The organism is Streptomyces sp. NBC_00252 (genome assembly GCF_036187565.1).
Classification (GTDB): Bacteria; Actinomycetota; Actinomycetes; order Streptomycetales; family Streptomycetaceae; genus Streptomyces.
Genome location: NZ_CP108087.1, coordinates 1,262,274 through 1,284,252, shown reverse-complemented (window position 1 = coordinate 1,284,252; position 21,979 = coordinate 1,262,274). Strand labels below are relative to the sequence as shown.

The following is a 21,979-nucleotide window of genomic DNA, read 5'->3' as shown; positions in this document are numbered from 1 at the left end:
AGCAGACTGGCCCCATGACGGAAACGGAATCCATCGCGTACGACGTCGTGGTGCTCGGGGCCGGGCCCGTGGGGGAGAACGTCGCCGACCGCACCCGTGCGGCCGGTCTCTCCACCGCGATCGTGGAGAGCGAACTGGTCGGCGGCGAATGCTCCTACTGGGCGTGCATGCCCAGCAAGGCCCTGCTGCGCCCGGTCATCGCCCGAGCCGACGCCCGCCGCGTGCCCGGCCTCGGCCACCTCGTCCAAGGCCCCCTCGACACCGCCGCGGTCCTCGCCCACCGCGACTACGAGACCTCGGGCTGGAAGGACGACGGCCAGGTCCAGTGGCTCGACGGCATCGCCGCCGACCTCTACCGCGGCCACGGCCGCCTCGACGGCCCCCGCACGGTGACGGTCACGGGCCCCGACGGCGTACGGCACGTCCTGACCGCACGGCACGCCGTGGCGGTCTGCACCGGCACCCGCGCCCTCCTCCCCGACCTGCCCGCACTCGCCGACGTCAAGCCGTGGACCAGCCGCGAGGCCACCAGCGCCCAGGCCGCGCCCGGCCGGCTGATCGTGGTCGGCGGCGGGGTCGTCGCCGTGGAGATGGCCACCGCCTGGCAGGCGCTGGGCTCTCAGGTCACCCTCCTCGTGCGCGGCAAGGGCCTGCTGCCCCGCATGGAGCCCTTCGCCGGCGAACTGGTCGCCGACGCGCTCACCGAAGCGGGCGTCGACCTGCGCACGGGCACGTCCGTCACCTCGGTGACCCGCGAGAACGGCACCGTCGTCGCCGTCACCGACGGCGGGGACCGCATCGAGGCCGACGAGATCCTCTTCGCCACCGGACGCGCCCCGCAGACCGACGACATCGGCCTCGACACGATCGGCCTGGCTCCGGGCTCCTGGCTCACGGTGGACGACACCCTGCGCGTCCAGGACAGCGACTGGCTGTACGCGGTCGGCGACGTCAACCACCGCGCGCTCCTCACCCACCAGGGCAAGTACCAGGCCCGTATCGCGGGCGCCGCGATCGCCGCCCGCGCCGAGGGCGTCCCGCTCCTGGAGACCGACCCGTGGGGCGCCCACGCGGCCACCGCCGACCACGACGCCGTCCCCCAGGTCGTCTTCACCGACCCGGAGGCCTCGTCCGTCGGCCTCTCCCTCGCCGAGGCGGAAGCGGCCGGCCACCGTGTCCGCGCGGTCGACGTCGAGTTCTCCTCGGTGGCGGGCGCGGGTCTCTACGCCGACGGCTACCGAGGCCGCGCCCGCATGATCGTCGACCTCGACGACGAGATCCTCCGAGGCGTGACCTTCGTGGGCCCCGGAGTGGGCGAACTGATCCACTCGGCCACGATCGCCGTCGCCGGCCAGGTCCCGATCAACCGCCTGTGGCACGCGGTCCCGTCCTACCCGACGATCAGCGAGGTCTGGCTGCGCCTCCTTGAGGCGTACCGGGGCTGAACCCACCCGGCAGGCCGGCCCGGGCGGAACACGCCTGATTCCCGGGCCAGTCGACCGCCGACCTATTTCCTACGGCAGCTCGAAGCCGAGCGCAGCCGACGCCGCCTCCGGTGTCGGCTGCGCCCAGCGCTCCGCCATCGCCTCGTTCGAGGAGAGCGAGCGCAGCTCGGCCCGGTCCAGGTAGAGCATCCCGTCGAGATGGTCCGTCTCGTGCTGGACGATCCGCGCGGGCCACCCGGTGAAGACCTCGTCCACCGCCCGCCCGTGCTCGTCGAGCCCGGTCAGCCGCACCGACTCGTGCCGCGCGACGACCGCCTGCCAGCCCGGGACGCTCAGGCACCCCTCGAAGAACGCGGCCCGCTCCTCGCCGACGGCCTCGTACCGCGGATTGACCAGCACCCGGAACGGCTGCGGCACCCGGCCGCGTGCCACCCGTACCTCGTCCGACACCGGCGCCGGGTCCTCGATCACCGCGATCCGCAGCCCCACCCCGACCTGCGGGGCCGCGACGCCCACACCGGGCGCGGCATGCATGGTCACGCGCAGCGCCTCGACGAACCGGGCCAGCAGCGCCGGCTCCAACTGGCCGTCGAACGGCTCGGTGACGTTCCTGAGCACCGGGTCTCCGGCCGAGACGATGGGCAACGGGCCGCCGACGGCGAGGAGTTCCTCGACCCGCTCGGCCAGGGGTGCGCGATCACTGGGAAGTGCCATCGCGCCAGGATGCCATGGCCTCCGGGGCGCCCCGATGTGACCCACGCCACGCGAAGTCACGGGAACTCGCGGCCTTCACGCCCCGACTACTGGACCACTACGGCCACGACACATCACCCCCCGACTCCCCGTCCTCCCTCCGCCCCAGCCCCCTCGCCCCAGGAGAAACCTGCCCATGTCCACCGCTCCCTCGACCACCACGGCCGAGGCCCCGCACGAGCCCACCCCGGCACCGTCCCCCAGCCGCTGGGCCCCGCTGCGCCCCCTGGTCCTGCGTCTGCACTTCTACGCCGGAGTGCTCATCGCGCCGTTCCTGCTCGTCGCCGCGGCCACCGGCTTTCTGTACGCCGGTGCCTTCCAGGCCGAACGGCTCGTGTACGCCCATGAGTTGACCGTCCCCGTCGGCGGCCGCGAGCTGCCGATCTCGCAGCAGGTCACCGCCGCCCGCACCGCGCACCCCGAGGGCACGGTCTCGGCGGTACGGCCGTCACCCGAGGCCGGTGCCACCACCCGCGTGATGCTCTCCGGCGTCCAGGGCACAGCCGCGGACCACACCCTCGCGGTGTTCGTCGACCCGTACACCGGCAAGGTCCGCGGCGCGCTCGAACAGTACGGCTCGACCGGAGCCCTCCCGCTGCGCACCTGGATCGACGAACTCCACCGTGATCTCCATCTAGGTCAAACCGGCCGTCTCTACAGCGAGTTGGCCGCGAGCTGGCTGTGGGTCATCGCGGGCGGCGGACTGGTGCTGTGGTTCTCCCGGCGCCGCGCCCTGCGCACGGTGCGCGGCACGAGCGGCCGCCGCCGCACCCTCGGCCTGCACGGCACGGTCGGCGTCTGGGCCGCCGTGGGCTTCATCTTCCTGTCGGCGACCGGACTGACCTGGTCGACCTACGCGGGCGCCAACATCGACCAACTCCGCACCTCCCTGGGCCAGTCCACGCCCTCGGTGTCGGCTGCGGCGGGCGGCGAGCACGCGGGGCACGGCGGTTCCACCGCGACCGGCGACGCCCAACACGGCGTAGGACTCGACAAGATCCTCGCCGCCGCACGTGCCGAGGGGCTGGGCAACCCCGTCGAGATCGTCCCGCCAGCCGACGCGAACTCCGCCTACGTCGTCCGGCAGGTGCAGCGCAGCTGGCCGGAGAAGCAGGACGCGGTCGCCGTCGACCCCGCGACCGGCAAGGTCACCGACGAACTCCGGTTCGCGGACTACCCGTTGCTCGCCAAACTGACCCGCTGGGGCATCGACCTGCACACCGGCGTGCTCTTCGGCCTCGTCAACCAGCTGGCCCTGATGCTGCTCGCGGGCTCCCTGGTCCTGCTGATCGTGTGGGGCTACCGCATGTGGTGGCTGCGCGGCCGGGGTTCGTCCTTCGGCCGCCCGATACCGCGTGGCGCGTGGGCCCAGATGCCCCCGTTGCTCCTCGTCCCCTGCCTGGCGGCGATCGCCGTACTCGGCTATTTCGTACCGCTGTTGGGGATTCCACTGGCCGCGTTCATCGCCGTGGACGTGGTGCTGGGCGAGATCGCGCACCGCCGGGGGAGCCGGACGTACGCGAAGTAGCGGGGCATGCGAAGGCGCCCGGTTCCTGACCGGAACCGGGCCCCTGTCTCCGCGTGCTGCGGTGTCTCAGACCTGCTCGAAGTCACCCGCGAGCGCCGAGGCGATCCGCAGATGCGAACCCGCCTCGTCGTGCCGTCCCTGCCGCTCCAGCGTGCGGCCGAGCATCAGCCGGGCGTAGTGCTCCACCGGGTCACGCTCGACGAGGACGCGCAACTCGGCTTCGGCGCGCCGGAGTTGGGCCGAGTGGTAGTAGGAGCGCGCCAGCAGCAGGCGCGGCCCGGTCTGCTCGGGCACCTCCTCGACCAGCCCGCCCAGCACCCGCGCCGCCGCGGCGTAGTCCTTCGCGTCGAAGAACATCTGCGCACGCTCCCAACGCTCCGCCGGTGTTCCGTGGTCGTAGTACGTCATGTCCACTTGACCTCCTTCGACCTGCACAACGGACCGGGTTGGTTGAATATTCCACTACCTGTCCGGCGCCCCGGTCACCCCGCCGCGGCGGCCAGTTCCGCGTTCGCCCGCTCGGTGACCAGGGCGAGCACGCGGCCCGCGGCGAGGAGGTCCGCCTCGGGGATGCCGCCCCAGATCCTGGCGCTCGCCCCGCTCGTCTCCTGGGTGATCCGCTCGTACAGAGCCCGGCCCGCGTCCGTGATCCGTACGTCGGACGCGTCCGTCGCGAAGAGCCCGGCCGCGATCAGTTCGTCGATGGTGGCCTGTACGGAGTCCTCGTCGGCCTTCAGGGCCGTGACCGTGTCCGCGGCGAGCCGGGCACGGTCGACGGGCCCGTCCGCGAGAACGACCGGCCGCAGGACGATCTGCTGCTGGAAACCGAGGCCGTGGCGGGCGAGGACGCTCTCCAGGACGGCGCGGGCGGCGTAGTGCGCCAGGCCGAGCGCGCGGGCGTCCGCGGGGGCCGTGGTGGTTGTGGTCATGGCTGCTCCTTCTCGTGCTCACTCGTGTGGTCAAGAGGTGTGTCGAGCAGGGTCGTCAGGTCCCGGCCGAACTCCCGGGCCCGTGCGCTGTCGAGCCCGCCGAGCGGTTCGAGCAACTGCTCCAGGAGCCCGTGGACGACCTTGATCGCCCGCCGGGTCACCTCGCGGCCCTGCTCGGTGAGGGCCAGCTGGATCGCGCGGGGGTCCCGGGGGTCGCGGGTGCGCTCGACGAGACCGGCCGTCTCCAGGGCGCGGGCCAGCTTCGAGACGTAGAGCGCTTCGAGGCCGGTGTGGTCGGCGAGGTGCCGCTGGCTGGGGCGCAGTCCGGAGCGCTGCATGCCGTACAGCGACGCCACCAGGGAGTACTGCGCATGGGTCAGTCCCAGGGGTGCCACCGCGCGGTCGACCGCCACGCGCCACTTCATCGACAGTCGCCAGACCAGGAAACCGGGCGTCGCGCCCTCGGATGCCGTACTCATGCTCGATACGGTACATGGCTACTATGTACATGGCTACTATTCTCGAACGGAGGAACGGCGTCCGGGAGCAAGGGGCGTGGGGAACCGGCGAGAGATGTACGGACTGACGGAACGACCTCGGCGGGACTAGGTTGTCGCCATGAGTAATCTTGATCGCGAAGCGGTTCCGGCCCTGTGCGGCGGCCGCGGTTTCGTGGTGGCGGAGCCCGTCCGTGAACTCCTCAGCCCGCGCCGGGTACAGCTCGGCGAGTCCACCGAAGTCCGCCGACTGCTGCCCAACCTGGGCCGCCGGATGGTCGGCGCCTGGTGCTTCGTCGATCACTACGGCCCCGACGACATCGCCGACGAGCCCGGCATGCAGGTGCCCCCGCACCCGCACATGGGCCTGCAGACGGTGAGCTGGCTGCACGAGGGCGAGGTGCTGCACCGCGACTCCACCGGCAGCGTCGCCACGATCCGCCCGCGCGAACTGGGCCTCATGACCTCCGGCCGAGCGATCAGCCACGCCGAGCAGAGCCCGAAGACCCACGCCCGCTTCCTGCACGGCGCGCAGCTCTGGGTCGCGCTCCCCGACAGCGACCGGCACGTCGACCCGCACTTCGAGCACCACGCCGAACTGCCCGTCGTCACCGCGCCGGGCCTGCGCGCCACGATCGTCCTCGGCGACGTCGACGGCGCGACCTCGCCCGGCACGACGTACACCCCGATCGTCGGCGCGGACCTGGCCCTCGCCGCCGGAGCGGACGTACGCCTCCCGCTGGAACCGGACTTCGAGTACGCCGTCCTCGCCATGTCCGGCGAGGCCCACGTCGACGGCGTCCCCGTCCTCCCCGGCTCGATGCTCTACCTCGGCTGCGGCCGCACCGAACTCCCGCTGCGCGCCGCGTCGGACGCGGGGCTGATGCTGCTCGGCGGCGAGCCGTTCGACGAGGAGCTGATCATGTTCTGGAACTGGATCGGCCGCACGCAGGAGGAGATCCAGCAGGCCCGCACCGACTGGATGACCGGCACCCGCTTCGGCGAGGTGAAGGGCTACGACGGCGACCCGCTGCCCGCTCCGGAACTGCCGCCCGTCGGACTGAAGCCGCGGGGGCGCACTCGCTGAACTCCGCGCCCGACGGGTGAGGCCGGCGACGACTCGGGCTCACTCGTTCGGGCCCGTCCTGCTGCGGGGGAGGGAGCCGCGGCCGACGCTGGGTGAGCCGGCCGCGGGCCGGTGCTGTGCCCGTGCCTCCGCTCGGGCCGCCCGTGGTCGTGGGACGAAGGAGGGACGGCGTTCATGGCGAAGGCTTACCTGGTGGGAAGTGGTGTCGCGGCCCTGTCGGCGGCGGCGTTCCTGATCCGTGACGGCGGGTTCGCGGGGTCCGACATCCTGTTGCTCGAGGAGCAGGACCGGGAGGGCGGCAGCCTGGACGCCGCCGGGTCGCCCGAGACCGGGTACACCATGCGCGGCGGGCGGATGTTCGAGATCCACTTCGACTGCACCTACGACCTGCTGGGCTCGATCCCCTCCCTGGACGACCCGTCGAAGTCGGTCACCGAGGACACCTTCGCCTTCCACGAGGACTTCGCCTGGGACGACCACGCCCGGCTCGTCGACGCGGCGGGCACAGTGGTCGACGCGCACTCGATGGGCTTCTCCGAGCGCGACCGGCTGGAACTGGTGAAGTGCGTGAGCACGCCGGAGCGGCTGCTCGACGGCAAACGCATCACGGACTGCTTCAGCGAGGGCTTCTTCCACACCAACTTCTGGTGGATGTGGTGCACCACCTTCGCCTTCGAACCGTGGCACAGCGCCATCGAGTTCCGCCGCTACCTCAACCGCTTCATCCACCTCTTCAAGACCTTCGACTCCATGTCGGGGATCTACCGGACCCGCTTCAACCAGTACGACTCCATCGTGCGCCCCCTGTCGAAGTGGCTGACCGGGCAAGGGGTCACCGTCCAACTCGGCACCCGGGTAACCGACGTGAGGCTTGCCGAAGGGGACGCCCTCACCGTGGAGGCGCTCACCTGGACCCGGGACGGCCGCAGCGAGGAGACGGTTCTCGGCCCCGACGACCTGGTGCTGGTCACCAACGGCTCGATGACCGCCGACTCGACGCTCGGCTCCACCGACACCGCGCCCGTGCTGGACACCTCCGGCGACGCGGGCTCCTGGCGGCTCTGGGAGACGCTCGCCGCGAAACGGCCGGGCCTGCTGGGCGACCCGACCGTCTTCAACTCCTCGATCACGGACTCGACTTGGGCGTCCTTCACCGTGACGACCAAGGACCCGACCTTCTTCGAGCTGATGGAGAAGTTCAGCGGCAGCGAGGCCGGCAAGGGCGGGCTGATCACGTTCAAGGACTCCAACTGGCTGCTGACCATCGTCCTCAACCACCAACCGCACTTCCGCGACCAGCCCGAGGACACCTTCGTGTGGTGGGGCTACGGACTCTTCCCCGACCGGGAGGGCGACTTCGTCCGCAAGCCCATGCGCGCGTGCACGGGCCGGGAGATCCTGGACGAGGTCCTGCACCACCTGCGCTTCGAGGAGGGTCCGCAGATCCTCGACCACTCGATCGTGATCCCGGTGCTGATGCCGTACATCACCAGTCAGTTCCTGGTCCGCGGCGCCGGAGACCGGCCGCAGGTCGTCCCGGAGGGCTCCACCAACCTGGCCTTCATCGGGCAGTACGCCGAGGTCCCCGACGACGTCGTCTTCACCGTCGAGTACTCCGTACGCACCGCCTGGACCGCCGTGGCCCGACTCCTCGGCCTGGACCGGCAGCCGCCGCCCGTCTACAAGGGCGGGCACGACCCGAAGGTGCTCGTCGAGGCACTGCAGACGATGCACCGGCGCTGAGCCGAGCACCCACCGAGTACGGCCATGGCCGTCCCGCGACGGGCGGGGCGGTCACTGGCCGCTTTCCGGGGCGTCGGCTCCGGGGCGCCCGCCGGTCGTCGGGTGGGTGGGCGGATGGTTCACGCTGACCACCAGGTACGTCTCGCCCCGCTGCGGCGGGCGCGTCCAGGAGCGGGTGGTGAAGGTGTGCAGCCGTCCGCTCGTGAGGGCGTGACGTGGCAGGGACGCACCGAACTCCCTGGTGACCGCCTCCAGCAGCGGTCGCTCCGCCTCGGCGGCGGCTCCTTCCGCCATGTCACCGAAGAACCGGGTCGGTTCCAGTGCTCCCGGTATCTCCCCGCTCCGCTGGATCTCTCCGCCCTCGTACGTGAACGCGTACTGCTCGGCGCCGTCCCGGGCCACCGAGAGGTGGAAGAACGGCTTCCTGGACCCCGACCTCAAGCCGCTCCACACCACCACCGCGCGGGTGCCCGCGCTGGCCGTCGCGGCCGGGGAGACGAAGCGTGGTCGGTGGAAGGAGGCGGGGCGGTCGTCGAAAACGAAACTCCAGTCGGTACCGGCCCGGCCGACGGCCACGAAGGCCTTGTCGTCGTAGGACGAGAACTCCCGCTGGTTGCCCGTTGTTTTATGGCGGGCGTCCCAGAGCGTCATAGGGGCATTCAGCACAGCCCCGTCCCCGTCCCCGTCCGCGAGACGGCCGGGCAGCTCCTCCGGGTGCGCGCCCTCCACCAGGACGAAGCGGTAGGACGTGCGGTTGTTGCCCCGGTCCGGTTCCGCGAGCCAGGCCAGGTCGCCCGGGTCGAGGTCGGCCGCGGGGCTCGGTGGCTCGCCTGTCCGGCCTGCCCTCGGTGTGGACAGCAGCTCGCGGCCCCGCTCCGGGGTCAGCAGCTGACCCAGCACGGGGTCGGCCACCCATGCCAGCGGTGCCAGATGGTCCGGGCCCAGCGGCTCCCACAGGGGCAGCGCGTCCATCAGCGTCCGCCATGCCTCGTCGGAGCCGCCCCATCGCGCCAACTCCCGTGCCCGGTCGACCGCTTCACCGAACGGTCCGGTCGGCGCATACCGGTACGTGCCGTTCCGCACCTCGTCCAGCGTCGCGAAGGCCAGGGACATCAACTCGTCGTCGGCTCCGCGCAGATGGAACTTCAGGGTCGAGTCGTCCCGGTAGGAGTGCAGCGCGTGCTCGGCGACCAGCAGGGGCAGCAGCTCGGGCGTGTACCGCGGGTCCGTGACGAGATCCTCGAAGTACACCATGTACGTCTTCCCGAGCAGCCGGCGTATCTGGTCACCCAGCCCGGCCGCCCGCGGTCTGCCGTATCCCTTGGCCTCGTCCAGCGCCTCCTCGGCCGGCTCCCACCCGCCGCGCAGCACCGCGAGCCGGGCCTCCTCCACCTGGGCGTCCAGCTCGCGGGTCGTGTCGTTGGCGAACTCCGGCTCCGTGTCGCTCTGTCGAGCCGCCAGGCTGTGGAACTCCCGGTGCATGTTCCGCATGAACGCGAGGAAGTTCGCATGCCGCTCGGGCGACTCGGCCCGCCAGCTCGACCAGGTGTACACGGCCCACTCGCCGTCGTCGTCCACGTCCTCGGGGTCCATGAGGACATAGGTGACGTCGGACTCGACGTCGAGCTGGAGCCCGCGCCGCCACAGGGCCGCCTCCCGCTGCGCCTCGGCCGTGGAGTCCTCGTCCAGGTGCTCGGCGTAGCTGTCCGCGAGGCCCGACTCGTTGTTGTGCCACTGAGCGTCCTCGGTGCCCGCCAGCAGCCACACGAAATAGCCCGCGTTCCGCCAGCCGTCACTGACCTTGAGGAACTCCCGGTACGACGGCGGCATGTGGCGGCCGAGGCGCTCCTCCATGGCCGCTATCCGCTCCTCCGAGGCGGGCGGGAACCCGAGCCAGCGCGCCTGTCGCGCGGCCTCGTCGTCCTCGCTCCGCGTGTCGCTGTCCGGCAGGGAATCCGCCCATTCCCCGCTCCACTTGAGCAGGAAGGACCGCCAGTCGAATGCCGTGGAATCCGTCATGAGCCCGATGCTGCCAGCCACCACTGACAACGCCGCGGAGCTGGACTGTGTGTATAGTGCTTGGACGTACAGTCTGAGGTGAGGATGGGGAATGGCGGACGGAAGTCCGGCCCTGGATGCCGAACGGGACGCGATCATCGGCGCGTTGGCGCCGGTGGTCGACGGGATCGCGGCGACCTTCGGCCCGGTGTGCGAGGTGGTGCTGCACGACTACCGGTGCCCCGAGCAGTCCGTCGTCGCCGTCGCCGGAGCCCTCACCGGGCGGTCCGTGGGCGGGGCGATGAGCGAGATCGGGCTGCGGATGCTGGCCCGCGGCGACGAGGCCGCCGACGAGCTGAACTACCCCACCCGCACCAGGAACGCCCGGCAGCTCAAGTCGTCCACGATGGTCCTACGGGACTCCACGGGCGCGGTGTTCGGCGCGCTCTGCGTCAACGTCGACGTGACCGCCGTACAGCAGGCGCAGGCCCTGTTGGCCGGGATCGCCGGGAGCGCCGCAGCGCAGACGCCGGCCACCACCACCTTCGGCAACGACATCGACTCCGTCGTCGAGGCCATCGTCGACGCCCATCTGCTGCGGCGGAGTCTGACCTGGGTCCAACTCGACCGCGCGCAGCGGCTGGAGCTGTTCCGCAGCCTCGACGAGCACGGGGTCTTCGCCGTACGCCGGGCGATCGAACAGGTCGCCGCCCGGCTCGGCATCTCCCGGGCCTCCGCCTACAGCTACCTCTCGCAGGCCCGCGCGGCGACGGGCACATCCCCCGGCTCCGCAGCCGACACGGCTTCTGATTCCGCTTCCCCTGGAGGAAACGCGTGACGACCGGCATCCCGCCCCTCACCCTCGACGACGTCCGCGACGCCGCCGCGCAGATCAAGGGCGTCGCCCACCGCACACCGGTGCTGCGCTCGCGCACGCTCGACCAACTCGTCGGCGCCGAAGTCCTGTTGAAGTGCGAGAACTTCCAGCGGATCGGCGCCTTCAAGTTCCGCGGCGCCTACAACGCGGCCTCCCGGCTCACGCCCGAGCAGCTCGCGCGCGGCATCGCCGCCTACTCGTCCGGCAACCACGCCCAGGCCGTCGCCCTCGCCGCCCGCGAACTCGGCACCACCGCGGTGATCCTCATGCCCGAGGACGTCCCGGCCTCGAAGCGGGCGGCCACCGAGGGATACGGCGCCGAGGTCGTCACCTACGACCGCTACACCGGCGACCGCGTGGCGATCGGCGAGGCCCTGGCCGCCGAGCGGGGGCTCGCCCTCATTCCGCCCTACGAGCACCCGCACGTCATGGCGGGACAGGGCACGGCCGCGCTCGAACTCGTCGAGGAAGTGGGGGAGTTGGACGCCATCGTGGTGCCCGTGGGCGGCGGCGGACTGATCGCGGGCACGGCCACCGCCGTCAAGGGGCTGCACCCGCGCACCCGCGTCATCGGCGTCGAACCGGAGGCCGGGGACGACACCAAGCGGTCCCTGGAGGCCGGCCACCGCGTGTCCATCCCCGTGCCGCGCACCATCGCCGACGGACAAGCGGCCGACATCCCGGGGGAGTTGACCTTCTCCGTCAACCAACGGCTCGTCGACGAGATCGCGTTGGTCAGCGACGAGGAGATCAGGGACGCGATGCGCTTCGCCTTCGAGCGCCTGAAGATCGTCATCGAGCCCAGCGGCGCCACCCCGCTGGCCGCCCTCCTCGCCGGACGCGCGGGCCAACTCCCCGGCCGGGTGGGGATGATCGTCTCGGGCGGCAACATCGACAGCGGTCGGTTCGCCGCGCTGTGCGCGAGCGGCGACGCCTCCTGAACCTGCCCAAGTGGGCCTGACGGTTCCCCCGAATGGCGCTCCCGGCTGGACAGGACGACGATGGAGTGGTGGGGCACGGCCCCCGCCGGAGCATCGGTGCCGTTCGTGGTCGCCGGGAGACGGAGACCGGCCCCGGCCGTGCTGTGCGCGGCCGGAACGGAGGCAGCCGTCATGCTGGAAGTGAAGACGGTCGACAAGCCGGACGAGCGACGGGACTTCCCCCGCGGCCACCTCGAAGCGGTGCACCTCAGCGGACTCGACTTCGCCGTGGGCACCTTCGAACCGGGCTGGCGCTGGTCCCAGTCGGTGGCTCCGATCGCGGGCACCGAGAGTTGCCAGATCCATCACAACGGTTACGTGGTGCAGGGGCGCATGCATCTCCGCATGGACGACGGCGGCGAGGGCGAGGTCGGCCCCGGCGACGTCTTCGTGTGCCCGCCCGGACACGACGCGTGGGTCGTCGGTGACGAGCAGGTGATCGTGTACGACTTCGCCGGCGCCATGGCCACGGACTACGCGAAGGCCGAGTGACCGACCCTTGCGCGCCCGGCGGCACCGCACCCGCCGGGCGCGCCGAGGTCATGCCTCGTACCGGACGACCTGCCCCTCGGCGTACGCGACCGCGTCCGCGTGGCCGAACAGTCCGGGCAGCCCGCCCGTGTGCACGAACACGGTCCGTTCGCCGGGCCGGATGTCGCCGTCCCGGACGGCCGCGATCAGGCCCGCCATCGCGCGTCCCGTGTACGTCGGGTCGAGGACGAGACCGGCGGTGCGGGCGGTGAGGGTGAGGGCCTCGGCGGTGGCGTCGGTGAGGGTGCCGTAGCCCTCGCCGATCTGGTCGCGTCGTACCCGTAGTACCTCCGACGTGGGCAGGTCCGCGAACTCCCTTACCGCCAGGGCCGGTTCGGGCAGTGCGCCCACGTCGACCCCGAGCACCGCCTCCGGTCCGAGTGCGGTCACCAGCCCGGCCATCGTGCCGCCCGAGCCGAGCGCGACGACGGCGCTACGGAGATCGGGGAGCTGCCGGCGCAACTCCTCGCCGCAGCGCGCGTAGCCGCGCGCGCCGAGCACGCTGGAACCACCGAACGGGATCAGCACGGGCCGCGCGCCCGCCGTCCGCAGCTGCCGGCACACCTCGGCCGCCGCCCGGTCCAGTCCGGCCTGGTCGACCTCGCCCGCCCAGGCGATCCGGGCGCCGAAGAGCCCGTCGAGGGCGAGGTTCCCGGAGCGCGACGCGCCCGGTGCGCCGCGCACCACCAGCACCACGTCCAGTCCCAGCCGCGCACCGGCCGCCGCCGTCAGACGGGCGTGGTTGCTCTGCGGGGCGCCGGTCGTGACCAGGGTGTCCGCGCCCTCGGCGAGTGCCGCGCCCACGGTCCACTCCAGCTTGCGGATCTTGTTGCCACCGCCTCCGAGGCCGGTCAGGTCGTCGCGCTTGATCCACAGGTCGTCCGGGCCGAGCCCGATCGCGGCGGCGAGTCTCGGGGCCGGTTCGACGGGCGTGGGGAAGGTGGCCAGTTCCACGTGCGGGGCGCTGTGCGGGTCGCTCATGACGTACATCATCGCGCGCTTCGGCGGCCGGCCCGCGTCCCGGTCGGCGTGCGGGCCGCCGCCGCGACTGTCCCCGGGCTTGCTCATGGAAACCGATCGGTTTACTGTGGTCGACATGCGGAAACCGATCGGTTTCCTCCTCTCTCTGTCTCACCCCGGAGTTCCCCATGACGAACATCGAAGGCGCCGTAGTCCTGGTCACCGGCGGCAGCCGCGGCATCGGCCGGGCGCTCGTCTCGGCCCTGTACGAGCGTGGCGCCAAGAAGGTGTACGCCACCGCGCGCGACCCGAAGACCGTCACGCACCCGGACGCGGTGCCGCTGGCGCTGGAGGTCAGTGACCCCGCGTCCGTCGCGGCGGCGGCCGAGCAGGCGCAGGACGTGACCATCCTGATCAACAACGCGGGCGGGTCCGTGAACGCGAACTTCCTGGACTCGCCCGTCGAGGACGTCCGCCGCGAGTTCGAGACCAACTTCTACGGCCCCCTCCTCGTCACCCGCGCCTTTGTGCCGATCATCGAGCGCAACGGCGGCGGTCACCTCCTCAACGTCCACTCGGTGCTGTCCTGGGTCGGCCTTCTGGGCTCCTACAGCGCGTCCAAGGCCGCCTTCTGGTCGCAGACCAACTCCCTGCGCCTGGACCTGAAGCCGCGCGGCATCGACGTCACCGGACTGCATGTCGGCTACGTCGACACCGACATGGCCGCACACGTCGACGCGCCCAAGTCCACTCCCGAGAGCGTGGCATCACAGGCTCTCGACGGCATCGAGGCCGGCGCCTTCGAGGTGCTCGCCGACGACCTGACCCGCCAGGTCAAGGCCGGGCTCTCCGGCGAAGGGGCCGCGCTGTACCCGCAGTTGGCGGCCTAGTCCGACCCGGCTGCACTCAGATAGGCAGCAACCGGCCGACCAGCGTGCTCAGTTGCCGCACGTTTCGGCACTCGTGCATCTCGACCAGTTCCGCGTACTCCGGTGCCGCCGAGTCGCCGGTGCCCCACTGGGAACGCTGCTCGGGGTTCAACCAGTAGACGCGCCGGGCCCGTTGGGTGATCTGCCGGACGGCCGGGAGATTCGGGTCGCTCATGTTGGTACGGGCGTCACCGAGCACGAACACGGTCGTCCGCGGGCCCACCGCGTCGCCGTACCGCTCGGCGAACTCGCCCAGGGCGACGCCGTAGTCGCTGCTGCCGTGCCAGCCGGTCAGGGTGGCCTCGTCGCGGATGCGGGTGCCGAGTCCCTCGGGGTCGGCCGTGCCGTGCACGAGTAGCGGTGTCACCTCGTCGAGCCGGTTGACGAAGGCGAACACGCGCACCTTGCTGAACTGGTCGTGCAGCGCCTGCACCAGCAGCATCGTGAAGTCGGAGAAGCCCGACACCGAGCCCGACACATCGCACAGCAGCACCAGTTCGGGCCGGACCGGCCGACGCCGACGCAGCACCGGCCGCATCGGCACCCCGCCCGTGGACAGCGAGCCGCGCAGGGTGCGGCGCAGGTCGATCGTGCCCCGTGAGGCGCGGCGGCGGCGCGCTGCGAGCCGGGTGGCCAGCTTGCGGGCGAGGGGCTGAACCGCCCTGCGCAGTTCGGCCAGTTGGGCCCGTCCGGCGAACAGGAAGTCGACGCGGTCGGCCGTCGGCGGGATGGCCCGCCGGGCGATCTCGTCCCGCCCGCGCCGCTCGGCCACCCGCCGCCGCGCCTCCACGGCGACCTGCTGCCGGAACCCCTCGATACGCTGCCGGATCTCGTCGTCGAGCAGCCGGTCCGCGAACCCGGACTGTCCGCCCTGCTCCCGGATGCTCGTCCGCACCCGGGCCAACAGCGTCTGCGGACGCAGCCGGTCCAGCGTCTGGTACGACGACCAGCCGTCCGACGAGGGGGAGTTGCCGTAGCCGCCGAAACCGTCGACGGCCTCGGCCGCCAACTGCCCCATCATCGCCTGGTCGTTGGCGGCGAGGGCGGCCGCGAGTCGGTCGCGGAGGTCCTCGCGGTCGGCGGCGGGCTCGCCCTGCGGTGAGCCGACGCCGTGCGGGAAGTAGAGGTCGAAGACCGGGTCGAACACCGGGCGTTGGCCGGTGCCGTGCAGCAGGGTCGCGGCCAGTCCCTCGCGCAGCAGCTCACGGTCCGCGAATCCGAGCGCCTCCATGGCCAGCGCCGCGTCCACCGTCTCGCCGGTGCCGATGCGCAGACCGTGCGCGCGCAGCGCTCCGACGAGGCCCGTCAGCCGCTCGGTGACCCCGGCGGCGGTCACACGGCGTCCAGGTCGAGCTTCGCGGCGGCCCGCAGGATGTCGTCCTGATGCTTGAGGAGGACGCCGAGGGTGTCCCGTACGACCGTCTCGTCGAGGGTGTCGGCGCCGAGCGCGAGGAGGGTGCGGGCCCAGTCGATGGTCTCGGCCACCGACGGCACCTTGCGCAGCTCCATCTCACGCAGCGCCCCGACCACCCGGACCACCGACTCGGCCAGTGCCGTGCTGAGCCCCGGCACCTTCAGCCGTACGATCCGACGCTCCAACTCCTCGTCCGGGAAGCCGATATGGAGGAACAGACAGCGGCGGCGCAGGGCCTCGGAGAGTTCGCGGCTGGCGTTCGAGGTGAGGACCACGAAGGGACGGCGGGTCGCGGTGATCGTGCCCAGCTCCGGGACGGTGACCTGGAAGTCGCTGAGGATCTCCAGCAGCAGGCCCTCCACCTCGACGTCGGCCTTGTCGGTCTCGTCGATCAGCAGGACCTTCGGGTCGTCGCCGCGGATCGCCGTGAGCAGCGGGCGGGGGAGCAGGAACTCCTCGCTGAAGATGTCGGTACGGGTCTCGTCCCAGCTCTCGTCGCGGCCCGCGCTGATGCGGAGCAGCTGCTTGGCGTGGTTCCACTCGTACAGCGCGCGGGACTCGTCGACGCCCTCGTAGCACTGGAGCCGGACCAGCTGGGCGCCCGCGACCTCGGCCACGGCCTTGGCCAGTTCCGTCTTGCCGACGCCGGCCGGGCCCTCGACGAGGAGCGGCTTGCCGAGGCGGTCGGCGAGGAACACGGTCGTGGCGACCGCCGGCGAGGCCAGATAGCCGGTCTCGGCGAGGCGGGCGGCGACTTCGTCGACGGAACGGAACACGGGGCCTCCGGCGGATCGCGGGTGGTGCGTCGGTGCGCGGCACCTATCTAAGCGCTTGTTCACCTTCACTGTCACCCGGGATCGGGGGGCCGCGCAAGCGTGTACACCGATCGGTTTCCTCTTCGTGTCCGGCGCGGTAACCTCGCAGTATGGCTACGACAGACAAGGCGTCCCCCCGCGATCGGCTGCTCGACGCCGCGACCGAGTTGTTCTATCGGGACGGTGTTTCCATCGGGGTGGAGGCGTTGTGCAAGTCTGCCGGGGTCTCGAAGCGGTCGATGTATCAGCTCTTCGAGAGCAAGGACGCGGTGCTCGCCGCGAGTCTTGAGCGCAGGGCTCCTGAGTATGCGGCGTGGCTGATCGCCGGGCCCGATGACGCCGGTACGCCGCGTGAGCGGATCCTGTACGTGTTCCAGCAGGTGGAGCGGGGTTCGGCCGCGCCGGACTTCATGGGCTGTCCTTACCTCGCCGCGTTGGTCGAGCTGAAGGATCCCGCGCATCCGGCGAGTGTGGTGGCGCGGGAGGCCAAGGAGCGGATGAAGGACGCGTTTCGGGGTCAGGCGGAGTTGGGTGGGGCGCGTGAGCCGGAGTTGTTGGCTCGGCAGTTGATGCTTGTGTTTGACGGGGCCAGTGCTCGGGCCGGGGTGGGGTTGGAGACGTTGGACGGGGTCACTGTCGAGACTGTGCGGGTTTTGTTGGATGCGGCGGGGGTTGTCTGAGGGGTGGGGGCTGTCGTCGGTTGGCTGCGGGTGCGTTGTGGCTGGTCGCGCAGTTCCCCGCGCCCCTAAGGGGGACGTCGGACCGCGGATTAAGGGGCAGCCGGTGGCTTGGCTGCCCCTTGACCCATCGTTGTCACGCTGCCAGGGTTACCGCCTCCACCGCCGGGGTGCGTAGGACTCGGTGGGCTGTCAGCAGGCTTGTTCCCATGGTCACCGTTGTTGCCACCGCGGTCACCGTCAGCCAGATGCCCAGGCCCTGGTGAGGGAGTACCCCGGTCGTGCGGACCATCGTGAAGGGGATGATTCCCGCCAGTGCGGCCAACGTGCCCGACAGGATGCCGGTGATCGTGAGGATTGCTGTTTCCGTGGCCACCGTGCGGAGGACCTGGCCCGGTGTCGCGCCGGCGAGGCGTTGGCCGGCGAACTCTCGGGCGCGGTAAGTGGTCGCCGCGTAGAGGGAGTTGACCAGCATCACGCAGACGAAGACGACGATGATGCCGACGACCGTGAAGTTGAGGGTCTCCAGGTTCTTCGCGTCGACCGACTTCGTCAGGCCCGAGGCCTTCACCGCGTCGCTCTCCACCGCCTGCATGTAGAGGGTCGCCGTGGACACCGCCGTGAAGAGGATCAGCGACATCAGGATTCCGGCGAGCTGGTCGGTACGCTCACGGAGGTTGCGGATGGCCAACCAGCCGGTGGAACCGCCCAGTTGGAGGTGGTCGAGCAGGGTCCTCAGCAGGCGGGGTGCGAGGAGGGCGAGGCCGACCGAGAGCAGGATCGCGCCGTATGCCGGGGCCGCCATCAGTGCCGCGTCCGTGGCAGAGAAGGCGAACGTCGCCGTCACCGACACGACGCCGGTGACCAGCGCGGCGTAGGCCAGGAACGTGCGGGCCCGGCCCTGCCGGCGTTGGCCGCGGGTCGCTCGTCGTACGGCCAGGAACGCGGCGCCCGCTGACGCCAACAGCGTGATGCCCAGGCCCGATTGGAGGGCGAAGGGGCCGAAGGAGTAGTCCACGGAGCGGGCCACCTGGCCGCTGTCCTTGAAGGCGCCGAGCAGGGCCCGTCCGCCGAGCATCGCGGGACCTACGGCGAGGACCGCGCCCAGCAGTGCGACGGCCACCGCCTCACCCACGACCATCCGCTTCAGCTGGGCCGGGGTCGCCCCCGAGCAGCGCAGGGTCTCCAACTCCCTTGAGCGCTGGCGGACGTTGACGGTGAGGGTTGACGCGACGGCGAAGAAGACGAGCAGGGTGCCGTAGCCGCCGACGACGCTCGCCGACGTGGACAGGGTGTCGGCGCTGACCGAGTCGATGCCGTGCCGATTCGCCGTGTCCTGAAGGGAGTTGAAGGTCATGATGATCGCCGCGCCGAGGAACGCGGCCAGCAGGGTGGCCAGGAAGCGGCCGGGTCGTTGCCGGATCGAACGCATCGCGAGGACGAACATCGCTCACACCCCCGCCGTCATGTCGTCGCCCAGGTGCGCCAGCCGCTCGGCGACCGCGTCGACGGTCGGCGCGTGCATCCGGCCGGCGAGCCTGCCGTCCGCGAGGAACACCACCGAGTCGGCGTACGAGGCGGCGACCGGGTCGTGCGTCACCATCACCACGGTCCTGCCGTGCACCCGCACTGCCTCCTGCAACAGCAGCAGCACACCCCGTGCGCTGCGCGTGTCCAGGGCGCCGGTCGGCTCGTCCGCGAAGATCACCCGCGGTTCGGTGACCAGCGCGCGGGCGATCGCGACCCGCTGGCGCTGACCGCCGGAGAGCTGGTCGGGGCGGTGGCCGAGCCGGTCGCCGAGACCGACCGAGGTCAGCACCTCCTGGGCCCGCGCACGGTCCACGCGGCGCCCGTCCAGCTTCAGCGGCAGCACCGTGTTCTGCGCGACGGTGAGCGTGTCCAGCAGGTTGTACTGCTGGAACACGAACCCGATCCGACTCCGCCGGAACCGCGTCAGCTCGGCCTCGGTCCCGCCCGTCATCTCCGCGCCGTCGACCATCACGATCCCGCTGTCCGGCCGGTCGAGCCCCGCCGCGCACTGCAACAGCGTCGACTTGCCGGACCCCGAAGGACCCATCACCGCCGTGAACGTGCCGCGCTCCAGGCTCAGCGTGACCCCGTCCAGCGCGGTCACCGCGCTGTCGTCACGGCCGTAGGTCCTGCTCACCTTGACCAGCCGCAGTGCCTCGGCGGCGGGTCCCTTGTCGTGTGTCCGTCGTCCGCTGCGAAACATCGCCCTCACCCTCCGTGCGGCACGCCCTGTGCCTCGTCAACGACGCTACGGAGAACGCCGGTTGCGCACATTGGGCGCAGAACCCGTATCCCGGGGTGTACTCAGCGACACCCCCGGCGTCGGGTTCTCAGGGGAGCCCATGACGGGGCTGCGATCGGAGGAGCGGCCTCCGTCGCACCCCTCTCCACCCACCGGAACCCCTGAGGGACCGCCCGTACGGGTCACCAGAACGCGCCGGAGCCCGGTCTTCCCGATGCAATGGACCTGTGACCGCGCCCCCGGACGACTGCCTCGCCCGCAACGAGTGGATCTGCGGCGAGTACCTGAGCACCCGCCGCCACATCCTCGTGGACGCGGTCGTCCAGCATCTGCAGCTGACCGCGATCTCCGTGCTCATCGGCCTCGCCATCGCCCTCCCGCTCGCGGTGGTGGCCCGCCGCTGGGGCTGGGCCGCGGGCCCGGTGCTCGGCGTGACGACGATCCTCTACACGATCCCGTCCCTCGCGATGTTCTCGCTGCTCCTGCCCGTCTACGGCCTCTCGGCCACCCTCGTCGTGGCCGGACTCGTCCTCTACTCGCTCACCCTGCTCGTCCGCAACATCCTCGCGGGCCTGCGCGCCGTCCCCGAGGAGACCCGGCAGGCCGCACGCGGCATGGGCTACGGCCCGATCCGCCTCCTCCTCACCGTGGAACTGCCCCTGGCCCTCCCCGCCGCGATGGCCGGCCTCCGCATCGCCACCGTCTCGGCGGTCTCGCTGGTCACGGTCGGGGCGATCGTCGGCTTCGGGGGACTCGGCAACCTGATCTACGCCGGCATGAACACCTACTTCAAGGCGCAGGTGCTCACCGCGTCCGTGCTCTGCGTGGTGATCGCGATCCTCGCCGACGTGCTCCTGCTGCTCGTACAACGCCTGATCACCCCCTGGACGAGGGCGGTACGCGGATGAACACCCTCACCGACGCCTGGCACTGGCTCACCGACTCGGCCCACTGGTCCGGCGACGACGGCATCTGGCACCGGCTCGCGCAGCACCTCGTCCTCACGGTCGTCTGCCTGGTCATCAGCTGCGTGATCGCGCTGCCGATCGCCCTCGTCCTCGGCCACCTCGGCAAGGGCGGCGCACTCGCCGTGAACATCTCCAACATCGGCCGCGCGGTGCCCACCTTCGCCGTCCTGGTCCTGCTGCTGCTGACCCCGGTCGGCAAGTGGGGCGAGGGGCCCACGGTCGTCGCCCTCGTCCTGTTCGCCGTACCGCCCCTCCTCACCAACGCCTACGTCGGCATGCGCGAGGTCGACCGCGACGTGGTGCGGGCCGCGCGCGGCATGGGGATGACCGGCTCGCAGATGCTGTTCCGCGTCGAACTGCCGCTCTCCCTCCCGCTGTTGATGAACGGCGTCCGCATCGCGGCCGTCCAGCTCGTCGCCACCGCCACCATCGCCGCACTCGCGGGCGGCGGCGGACTCGGCCGCATCATCACCGCCGGATTCAACCTCGCCAACACCGCCCAGGTGGTCGCCGGAGCGGTGCTCGTCGCGGTGTTCGCGCTGCTCGTCGAGGGCGTCTTCGAGATCGCGGAACGGCTCTCGCCGCGCTGGGTGAGGGGAGCGCGGTGAAGCGCCGCACGGCCCTGACCGGTCTGCTGCTGCTCCTGGTCACCGGGTGCTCGACCGGCCCGTCCCTGGAGAACAAGGGCGCCGTCACCGCGCCACCGGGCGACAGCCACCACCTGACCATCGGCTCGGCCGGCTTCACCGAGAGCGACCTGCTGGCCCAGATGTACGCGCTCCTCCTGAAGCAGGCCGGCTACACGACGTCCCTGCTCACCGTCGCCAACCGCGAACTCTACGAACCCGCCCTGGAATCGGGGCAGATCGACGTCGTCCCCGAGTACGCGGCCACCTTCGCCGACTGGCTCAACGCCAAGACCAACGGCCCGGACGCCCCGGCCGTCGGCTCACCCGACCTCGACGCCACGATGAAGGCCCTGCGCCGACTGGCCACACCCCGCGGCCTCACCGTCCTCGCCCCCGGCAGGGCCGTCGACCAGAACGCCTTCGCCGTGGCCCGTTCGTACGCCGAAAAACACCACCTCAAGACCCTCAGCGACCTCGGCGCCTCAGGGCTGAAGGTACGGCTCGCGGCGGGCGACGAGTGCGTGCAACGGCCGTACTGCGAACCGGGGTTGAAGAAGGTCTACGGCATCGACATCACCGCCGTCGACCCCAAGGGCGTGGGCACGACCCAGGCGAAGAGCGCCGTGCAGAACGGCCAGGACCAGATGGTGCTGACCACCACCACCGACGCCACCCTCGACCAGTTCGGCCTGGTCATCCTCACCGACGACAAGCACCTCCAGAACGCCGACTACGTCGTCCCGGTCGTCAACCGCTCCCGGGCGGGCAGCCCCGGCGTGACCAAGGCGCTGGGGAAACTCAATGACGTACTCACCACGGCCGACCTCGCCTCCATGAACCAACAGGTCGACAGCTGGCGGCGGTTGGCGCAGGACGTGGCACGCACGTATCTCAAGGACAAGGGCCTGCTGAAGTGACGGCGGGGCCGTTGTCAGTGGCGGCTTGTA

At 71.3% G+C, this 21,979-nt stretch carries 22 protein-coding genes; 12 read left to right on the top strand and 10 right to left on the bottom strand.

Annotated features, from left to right (window positions below; genetic code table 11):
- The first annotated feature begins 14 nt into the window (after window positions 1–14).
- Window positions 15–1,445: a dihydrolipoyl dehydrogenase family protein gene (locus OHT77_RS05685; RefSeq protein ID WP_328826879.1), complete on the top strand. Its 1,431-nt coding sequence runs from the start codon at window positions 15–17 to the stop codon at window positions 1,443–1,445.
- Window positions 1,446–1,514: 69 nt separating this feature from the next.
- Here the strand turns inward: OHT77_RS05685 and OHT77_RS05680 are convergent, their stop codons facing one another.
- On the bottom strand, window positions 1,515–2,159 hold the full coding sequence (locus OHT77_RS05680) for a peptide deformylase (RefSeq protein WP_328826878.1): 645 nt from the start codon (window positions 2,157–2,159) through the stop codon (window positions 1,515–1,517).
- A gap of 175 nt (window positions 2,160–2,334) precedes the next feature.
- On the opposite strand from OHT77_RS05680, the gene OHT77_RS05675 reads away from it, so the two are divergent.
- Window positions 2,335–3,726 carry a PepSY-associated TM helix domain-containing protein gene (locus tag OHT77_RS05675; protein ID WP_328826877.1) on the top strand — a complete coding sequence of 464 codons (1,392 nt, stop codon included), beginning with the start codon at window positions 2,335–2,337 and terminating at the stop codon, window positions 3,724–3,726.
- Window positions 3,727–3,792: 66 nt separating this feature from the next.
- Here OHT77_RS05675 and OHT77_RS05670 read toward each other — a convergent pair whose 3' ends face one another.
- The 3 genes from OHT77_RS05670 to OHT77_RS05660 form a co-directional block, all read right to left on the bottom strand.
- Window positions 3,793–4,140 carry a tetratricopeptide repeat protein gene (locus OHT77_RS05670; RefSeq protein ID WP_266777721.1) on the bottom strand — a complete coding sequence of 116 codons (348 nt, stop codon included), beginning with the start codon at window positions 4,138–4,140 and terminating at the stop codon, window positions 3,793–3,795.
- 68 nt (window positions 4,141–4,208) lie between these two features.
- Window positions 4,209–4,655, bottom strand: coding sequence for a MarR family transcriptional regulator (locus tag OHT77_RS05665; RefSeq protein ID WP_328826876.1), 447 nt, complete (start codon window positions 4,653–4,655; stop codon window positions 4,209–4,211).
- Entirely contained in the window at window positions 4,652–5,134 is a 483-nt protein-coding gene (locus OHT77_RS05660; RefSeq protein WP_328826875.1) for a MarR family winged helix-turn-helix transcriptional regulator, read from the bottom strand. The genes OHT77_RS05665 and OHT77_RS05660 overlap by 4 nt, the downstream gene beginning before the upstream one ends.
- Before the next feature lie 139 nt (window positions 5,135–5,273).
- On the opposite strand from OHT77_RS05660, the gene OHT77_RS05655 reads away from it, so the two are divergent.
- Both OHT77_RS05655 and OHT77_RS05650 read left to right on the top strand, forming a co-directional pair.
- Window positions 5,274–6,239, top strand: coding sequence for a pirin family protein (locus OHT77_RS05655; protein ID WP_328826874.1), 966 nt, complete (start codon window positions 5,274–5,276; stop codon window positions 6,237–6,239).
- Window positions 6,240–6,413: 174 nt separating this feature from the next.
- A complete protein-coding gene (locus tag OHT77_RS05650) occupies window positions 6,414–7,982 on the top strand; it encodes an oleate hydratase (protein ID WP_328826872.1) in 1,569 nt (522 codons plus the stop codon).
- Window positions 7,983–8,033: 51 nt separating this feature from the next.
- Here OHT77_RS05650 and OHT77_RS05645 read toward each other — a convergent pair whose 3' ends face one another.
- Entirely contained in the window at window positions 8,034–10,001 is a 1,968-nt protein-coding gene (locus OHT77_RS05645; RefSeq protein WP_328826871.1) for an SMI1/KNR4 family protein, read from the bottom strand.
- Between the two features lie 91 nt (window positions 10,002–10,092).
- On the opposite strand from OHT77_RS05645, the gene OHT77_RS05640 reads away from it, so the two are divergent.
- The 3 genes from OHT77_RS05640 (at window position 10,093) to OHT77_RS05630 (ending at window position 12,329) form a co-directional block, all read left to right on the top strand.
- Entirely contained in the window at window positions 10,093–10,818 is a 726-nt protein-coding gene (locus OHT77_RS05640) for a helix-turn-helix transcriptional regulator (RefSeq protein WP_328826870.1), read from the top strand.
- Window positions 10,815–11,798, top strand: coding sequence for a pyridoxal-phosphate dependent enzyme (locus OHT77_RS05635; protein WP_328826869.1), 984 nt, complete (start codon window positions 10,815–10,817; stop codon window positions 11,796–11,798). The genes OHT77_RS05640 and OHT77_RS05635 overlap by 4 nt, the downstream gene beginning before the upstream one ends.
- Window positions 11,799–11,969: 171 nt before the next feature.
- On the top strand, window positions 11,970–12,329 hold the full coding sequence (locus OHT77_RS05630; protein WP_328826868.1) for a cupin domain-containing protein: 360 nt from the start codon (window positions 11,970–11,972) through the stop codon (window positions 12,327–12,329).
- A gap of 48 nt (window positions 12,330–12,377) precedes the next feature.
- On the opposite strand, the gene OHT77_RS05625 is transcribed toward OHT77_RS05630, so the two are convergent.
- Complete coding sequence (locus tag OHT77_RS05625) at window positions 12,378–13,361, bottom strand: D-cysteine desulfhydrase family protein (protein ID WP_328834163.1); 984 nt, start codon at window positions 13,359–13,361, stop codon at window positions 12,378–12,380.
- A gap of 155 nt (window positions 13,362–13,516) precedes the next feature.
- Here OHT77_RS05625 and OHT77_RS05620 point away from each other — a divergent pair, with 155 nt between their 5' ends.
- On the top strand, window positions 13,517–14,218 hold the full coding sequence (locus OHT77_RS05620) for an SDR family oxidoreductase (RefSeq protein ID WP_328826867.1): 702 nt from the start codon (window positions 13,517–13,519) through the stop codon (window positions 14,216–14,218).
- Between the two features lie 16 nt (window positions 14,219–14,234).
- Here the strand turns inward: OHT77_RS05620 and OHT77_RS05615 are convergent, their stop codons facing one another.
- Together OHT77_RS05615 and OHT77_RS05610 are read right to left on the bottom strand one after the other, a co-directional pair.
- Window positions 14,235–15,593: a vWA domain-containing protein gene (locus OHT77_RS05615; RefSeq protein ID WP_328826866.1), complete on the bottom strand. Its 1,359-nt coding sequence runs from the start codon at window positions 15,591–15,593 to the stop codon at window positions 14,235–14,237.
- Window positions 15,590–16,447: an AAA family ATPase gene (locus OHT77_RS05610; RefSeq protein WP_266777743.1), complete on the bottom strand. Its 858-nt coding sequence runs from the start codon at window positions 16,445–16,447 to the stop codon at window positions 15,590–15,592. Before OHT77_RS05610 ends, OHT77_RS05615 begins: the two co-directional genes overlap by 4 nt.
- Window positions 16,448–16,596: 149 nt before the next feature.
- Between OHT77_RS05610 and OHT77_RS05605 the strand changes: the two genes are divergently transcribed.
- Window positions 16,597–17,166, top strand: coding sequence for a TetR/AcrR family transcriptional regulator (locus OHT77_RS05605; RefSeq protein WP_328826865.1), 570 nt, complete (start codon window positions 16,597–16,599; stop codon window positions 17,164–17,166).
- Between the two features lie 133 nt (window positions 17,167–17,299).
- Here OHT77_RS05605 and OHT77_RS05600 read toward each other — a convergent pair whose 3' ends face one another.
- Both OHT77_RS05600 and OHT77_RS05595 read right to left on the bottom strand, forming a co-directional pair.
- Window positions 17,300–18,610, bottom strand: coding sequence for an FtsX-like permease family protein (locus OHT77_RS05600; protein ID WP_328826864.1), 1,311 nt, complete (start codon window positions 18,608–18,610; stop codon window positions 17,300–17,302).
- A gap of 3 nt (window positions 18,611–18,613) precedes the next feature.
- Window positions 18,614–19,396, bottom strand: a complete 783-nt coding sequence (locus OHT77_RS05595; RefSeq protein WP_328826863.1) for an ABC transporter ATP-binding protein — start codon at window positions 19,394–19,396, stop codon at window positions 18,614–18,616.
- Between the two features lie 266 nt (window positions 19,397–19,662).
- Here OHT77_RS05595 and OHT77_RS05590 point away from each other — a divergent pair, with 266 nt between their 5' ends.
- From OHT77_RS05590 to OHT77_RS05580, 3 genes are read left to right on the top strand one after another with little or no spacing between them, the layout of a single operon-like run.
- Window positions 19,663–20,343 (top strand): ABC transporter permease, encoded by a 681-nt coding sequence (locus OHT77_RS05590; RefSeq protein ID WP_266777751.1) that lies wholly within the window; start codon window positions 19,663–19,665, stop codon window positions 20,341–20,343.
- Entirely contained in the window at window positions 20,340–21,011 is a 672-nt protein-coding gene (locus tag OHT77_RS05585; RefSeq protein WP_328826862.1) for an ABC transporter permease, read from the top strand. Before OHT77_RS05590 ends, OHT77_RS05585 begins: the two co-directional genes overlap by 4 nt.
- The gene (locus OHT77_RS05580) at window positions 21,008–21,949 is read left to right on the top strand and encodes an ABC transporter substrate-binding protein (protein WP_328826861.1); all 942 of its coding nucleotides are present in this window, start codon (window positions 21,008–21,010) and stop codon (window positions 21,947–21,949) included. The genes OHT77_RS05585 and OHT77_RS05580 overlap by 4 nt, the downstream gene beginning before the upstream one ends.
- The last annotated feature ends 30 nt before the right edge of the window (window positions 21,950–21,979 follow it).

Excerpts from the sequence above, each read along its gene's own strand:
- OHT77_RS05680 (WP_328826878.1), bottom strand. The coding sequence starts at position 2,159 with ATGGCACTTCCCAGTGATCGCGCACCCCTGGCCGAGCGGGTCGAGGAA.
- OHT77_RS05645 (WP_328826871.1), bottom strand. The coding sequence starts at position 10,001 with ATGACGGATTCCACGGCATTCGACTGGCGGTCCTTCCTGCTCAAGTGG.
- OHT77_RS05625 (WP_328834163.1), bottom strand. The coding sequence starts at position 13,361 with ATGATGTACGTCATGAGCGACCCGCACAGCGCCCCGCACGTGGAACTG.
- OHT77_RS05605 (WP_328826865.1), top strand. The coding sequence starts at position 16,597 with ATGGCTACGACAGACAAGGCGTCCCCCCGCGATCGGCTGCTCGACGCC.
- OHT77_RS05600 (WP_328826864.1), bottom strand. The coding sequence starts at position 18,610 with ATGTTCGTCCTCGCGATGCGTTCGATCCGGCAACGACCCGGCCGCTTC.
- OHT77_RS05660 (WP_328826875.1), bottom strand. The coding sequence starts at position 5,134 with ATGAGTACGGCATCCGAGGGCGCGACGCCCGGTTTCCTGGTCTGGCGA.
- OHT77_RS05585 (WP_328826862.1), top strand. The coding sequence starts at position 20,340 with ATGAACACCCTCACCGACGCCTGGCACTGGCTCACCGACTCGGCCCAC.
- OHT77_RS05675 (WP_328826877.1), top strand. The coding sequence starts at position 2,335 with ATGTCCACCGCTCCCTCGACCACCACGGCCGAGGCCCCGCACGAGCCC.
- OHT77_RS05655 (WP_328826874.1), top strand. The coding sequence starts at position 5,274 with ATGAGTAATCTTGATCGCGAAGCGGTTCCGGCCCTGTGCGGCGGCCGC.
- OHT77_RS05630 (WP_328826868.1), top strand. The coding sequence starts at position 11,970 with ATGCTGGAAGTGAAGACGGTCGACAAGCCGGACGAGCGACGGGACTTC.
- OHT77_RS05595 (WP_328826863.1), bottom strand. The coding sequence starts at position 19,396 with ATGTTTCGCAGCGGACGACGGACACACGACAAGGGACCCGCCGCCGAG.
- OHT77_RS05665 (WP_328826876.1), bottom strand. The coding sequence starts at position 4,655 with ATGACCACAACCACCACGGCCCCCGCGGACGCCCGCGCGCTCGGCCTG.
- OHT77_RS05640 (WP_328826870.1), top strand. The coding sequence starts at position 10,093 with ATGGCGGACGGAAGTCCGGCCCTGGATGCCGAACGGGACGCGATCATC.
- OHT77_RS05620 (WP_328826867.1), top strand. The coding sequence starts at position 13,517 with ATGACGAACATCGAAGGCGCCGTAGTCCTGGTCACCGGCGGCAGCCGC.
- OHT77_RS05650 (WP_328826872.1), top strand. The coding sequence starts at position 6,414 with ATGGCGAAGGCTTACCTGGTGGGAAGTGGTGTCGCGGCCCTGTCGGCG.
- OHT77_RS05685 (WP_328826879.1), top strand. The coding sequence starts at position 15 with ATGACGGAAACGGAATCCATCGCGTACGACGTCGTGGTGCTCGGGGCC.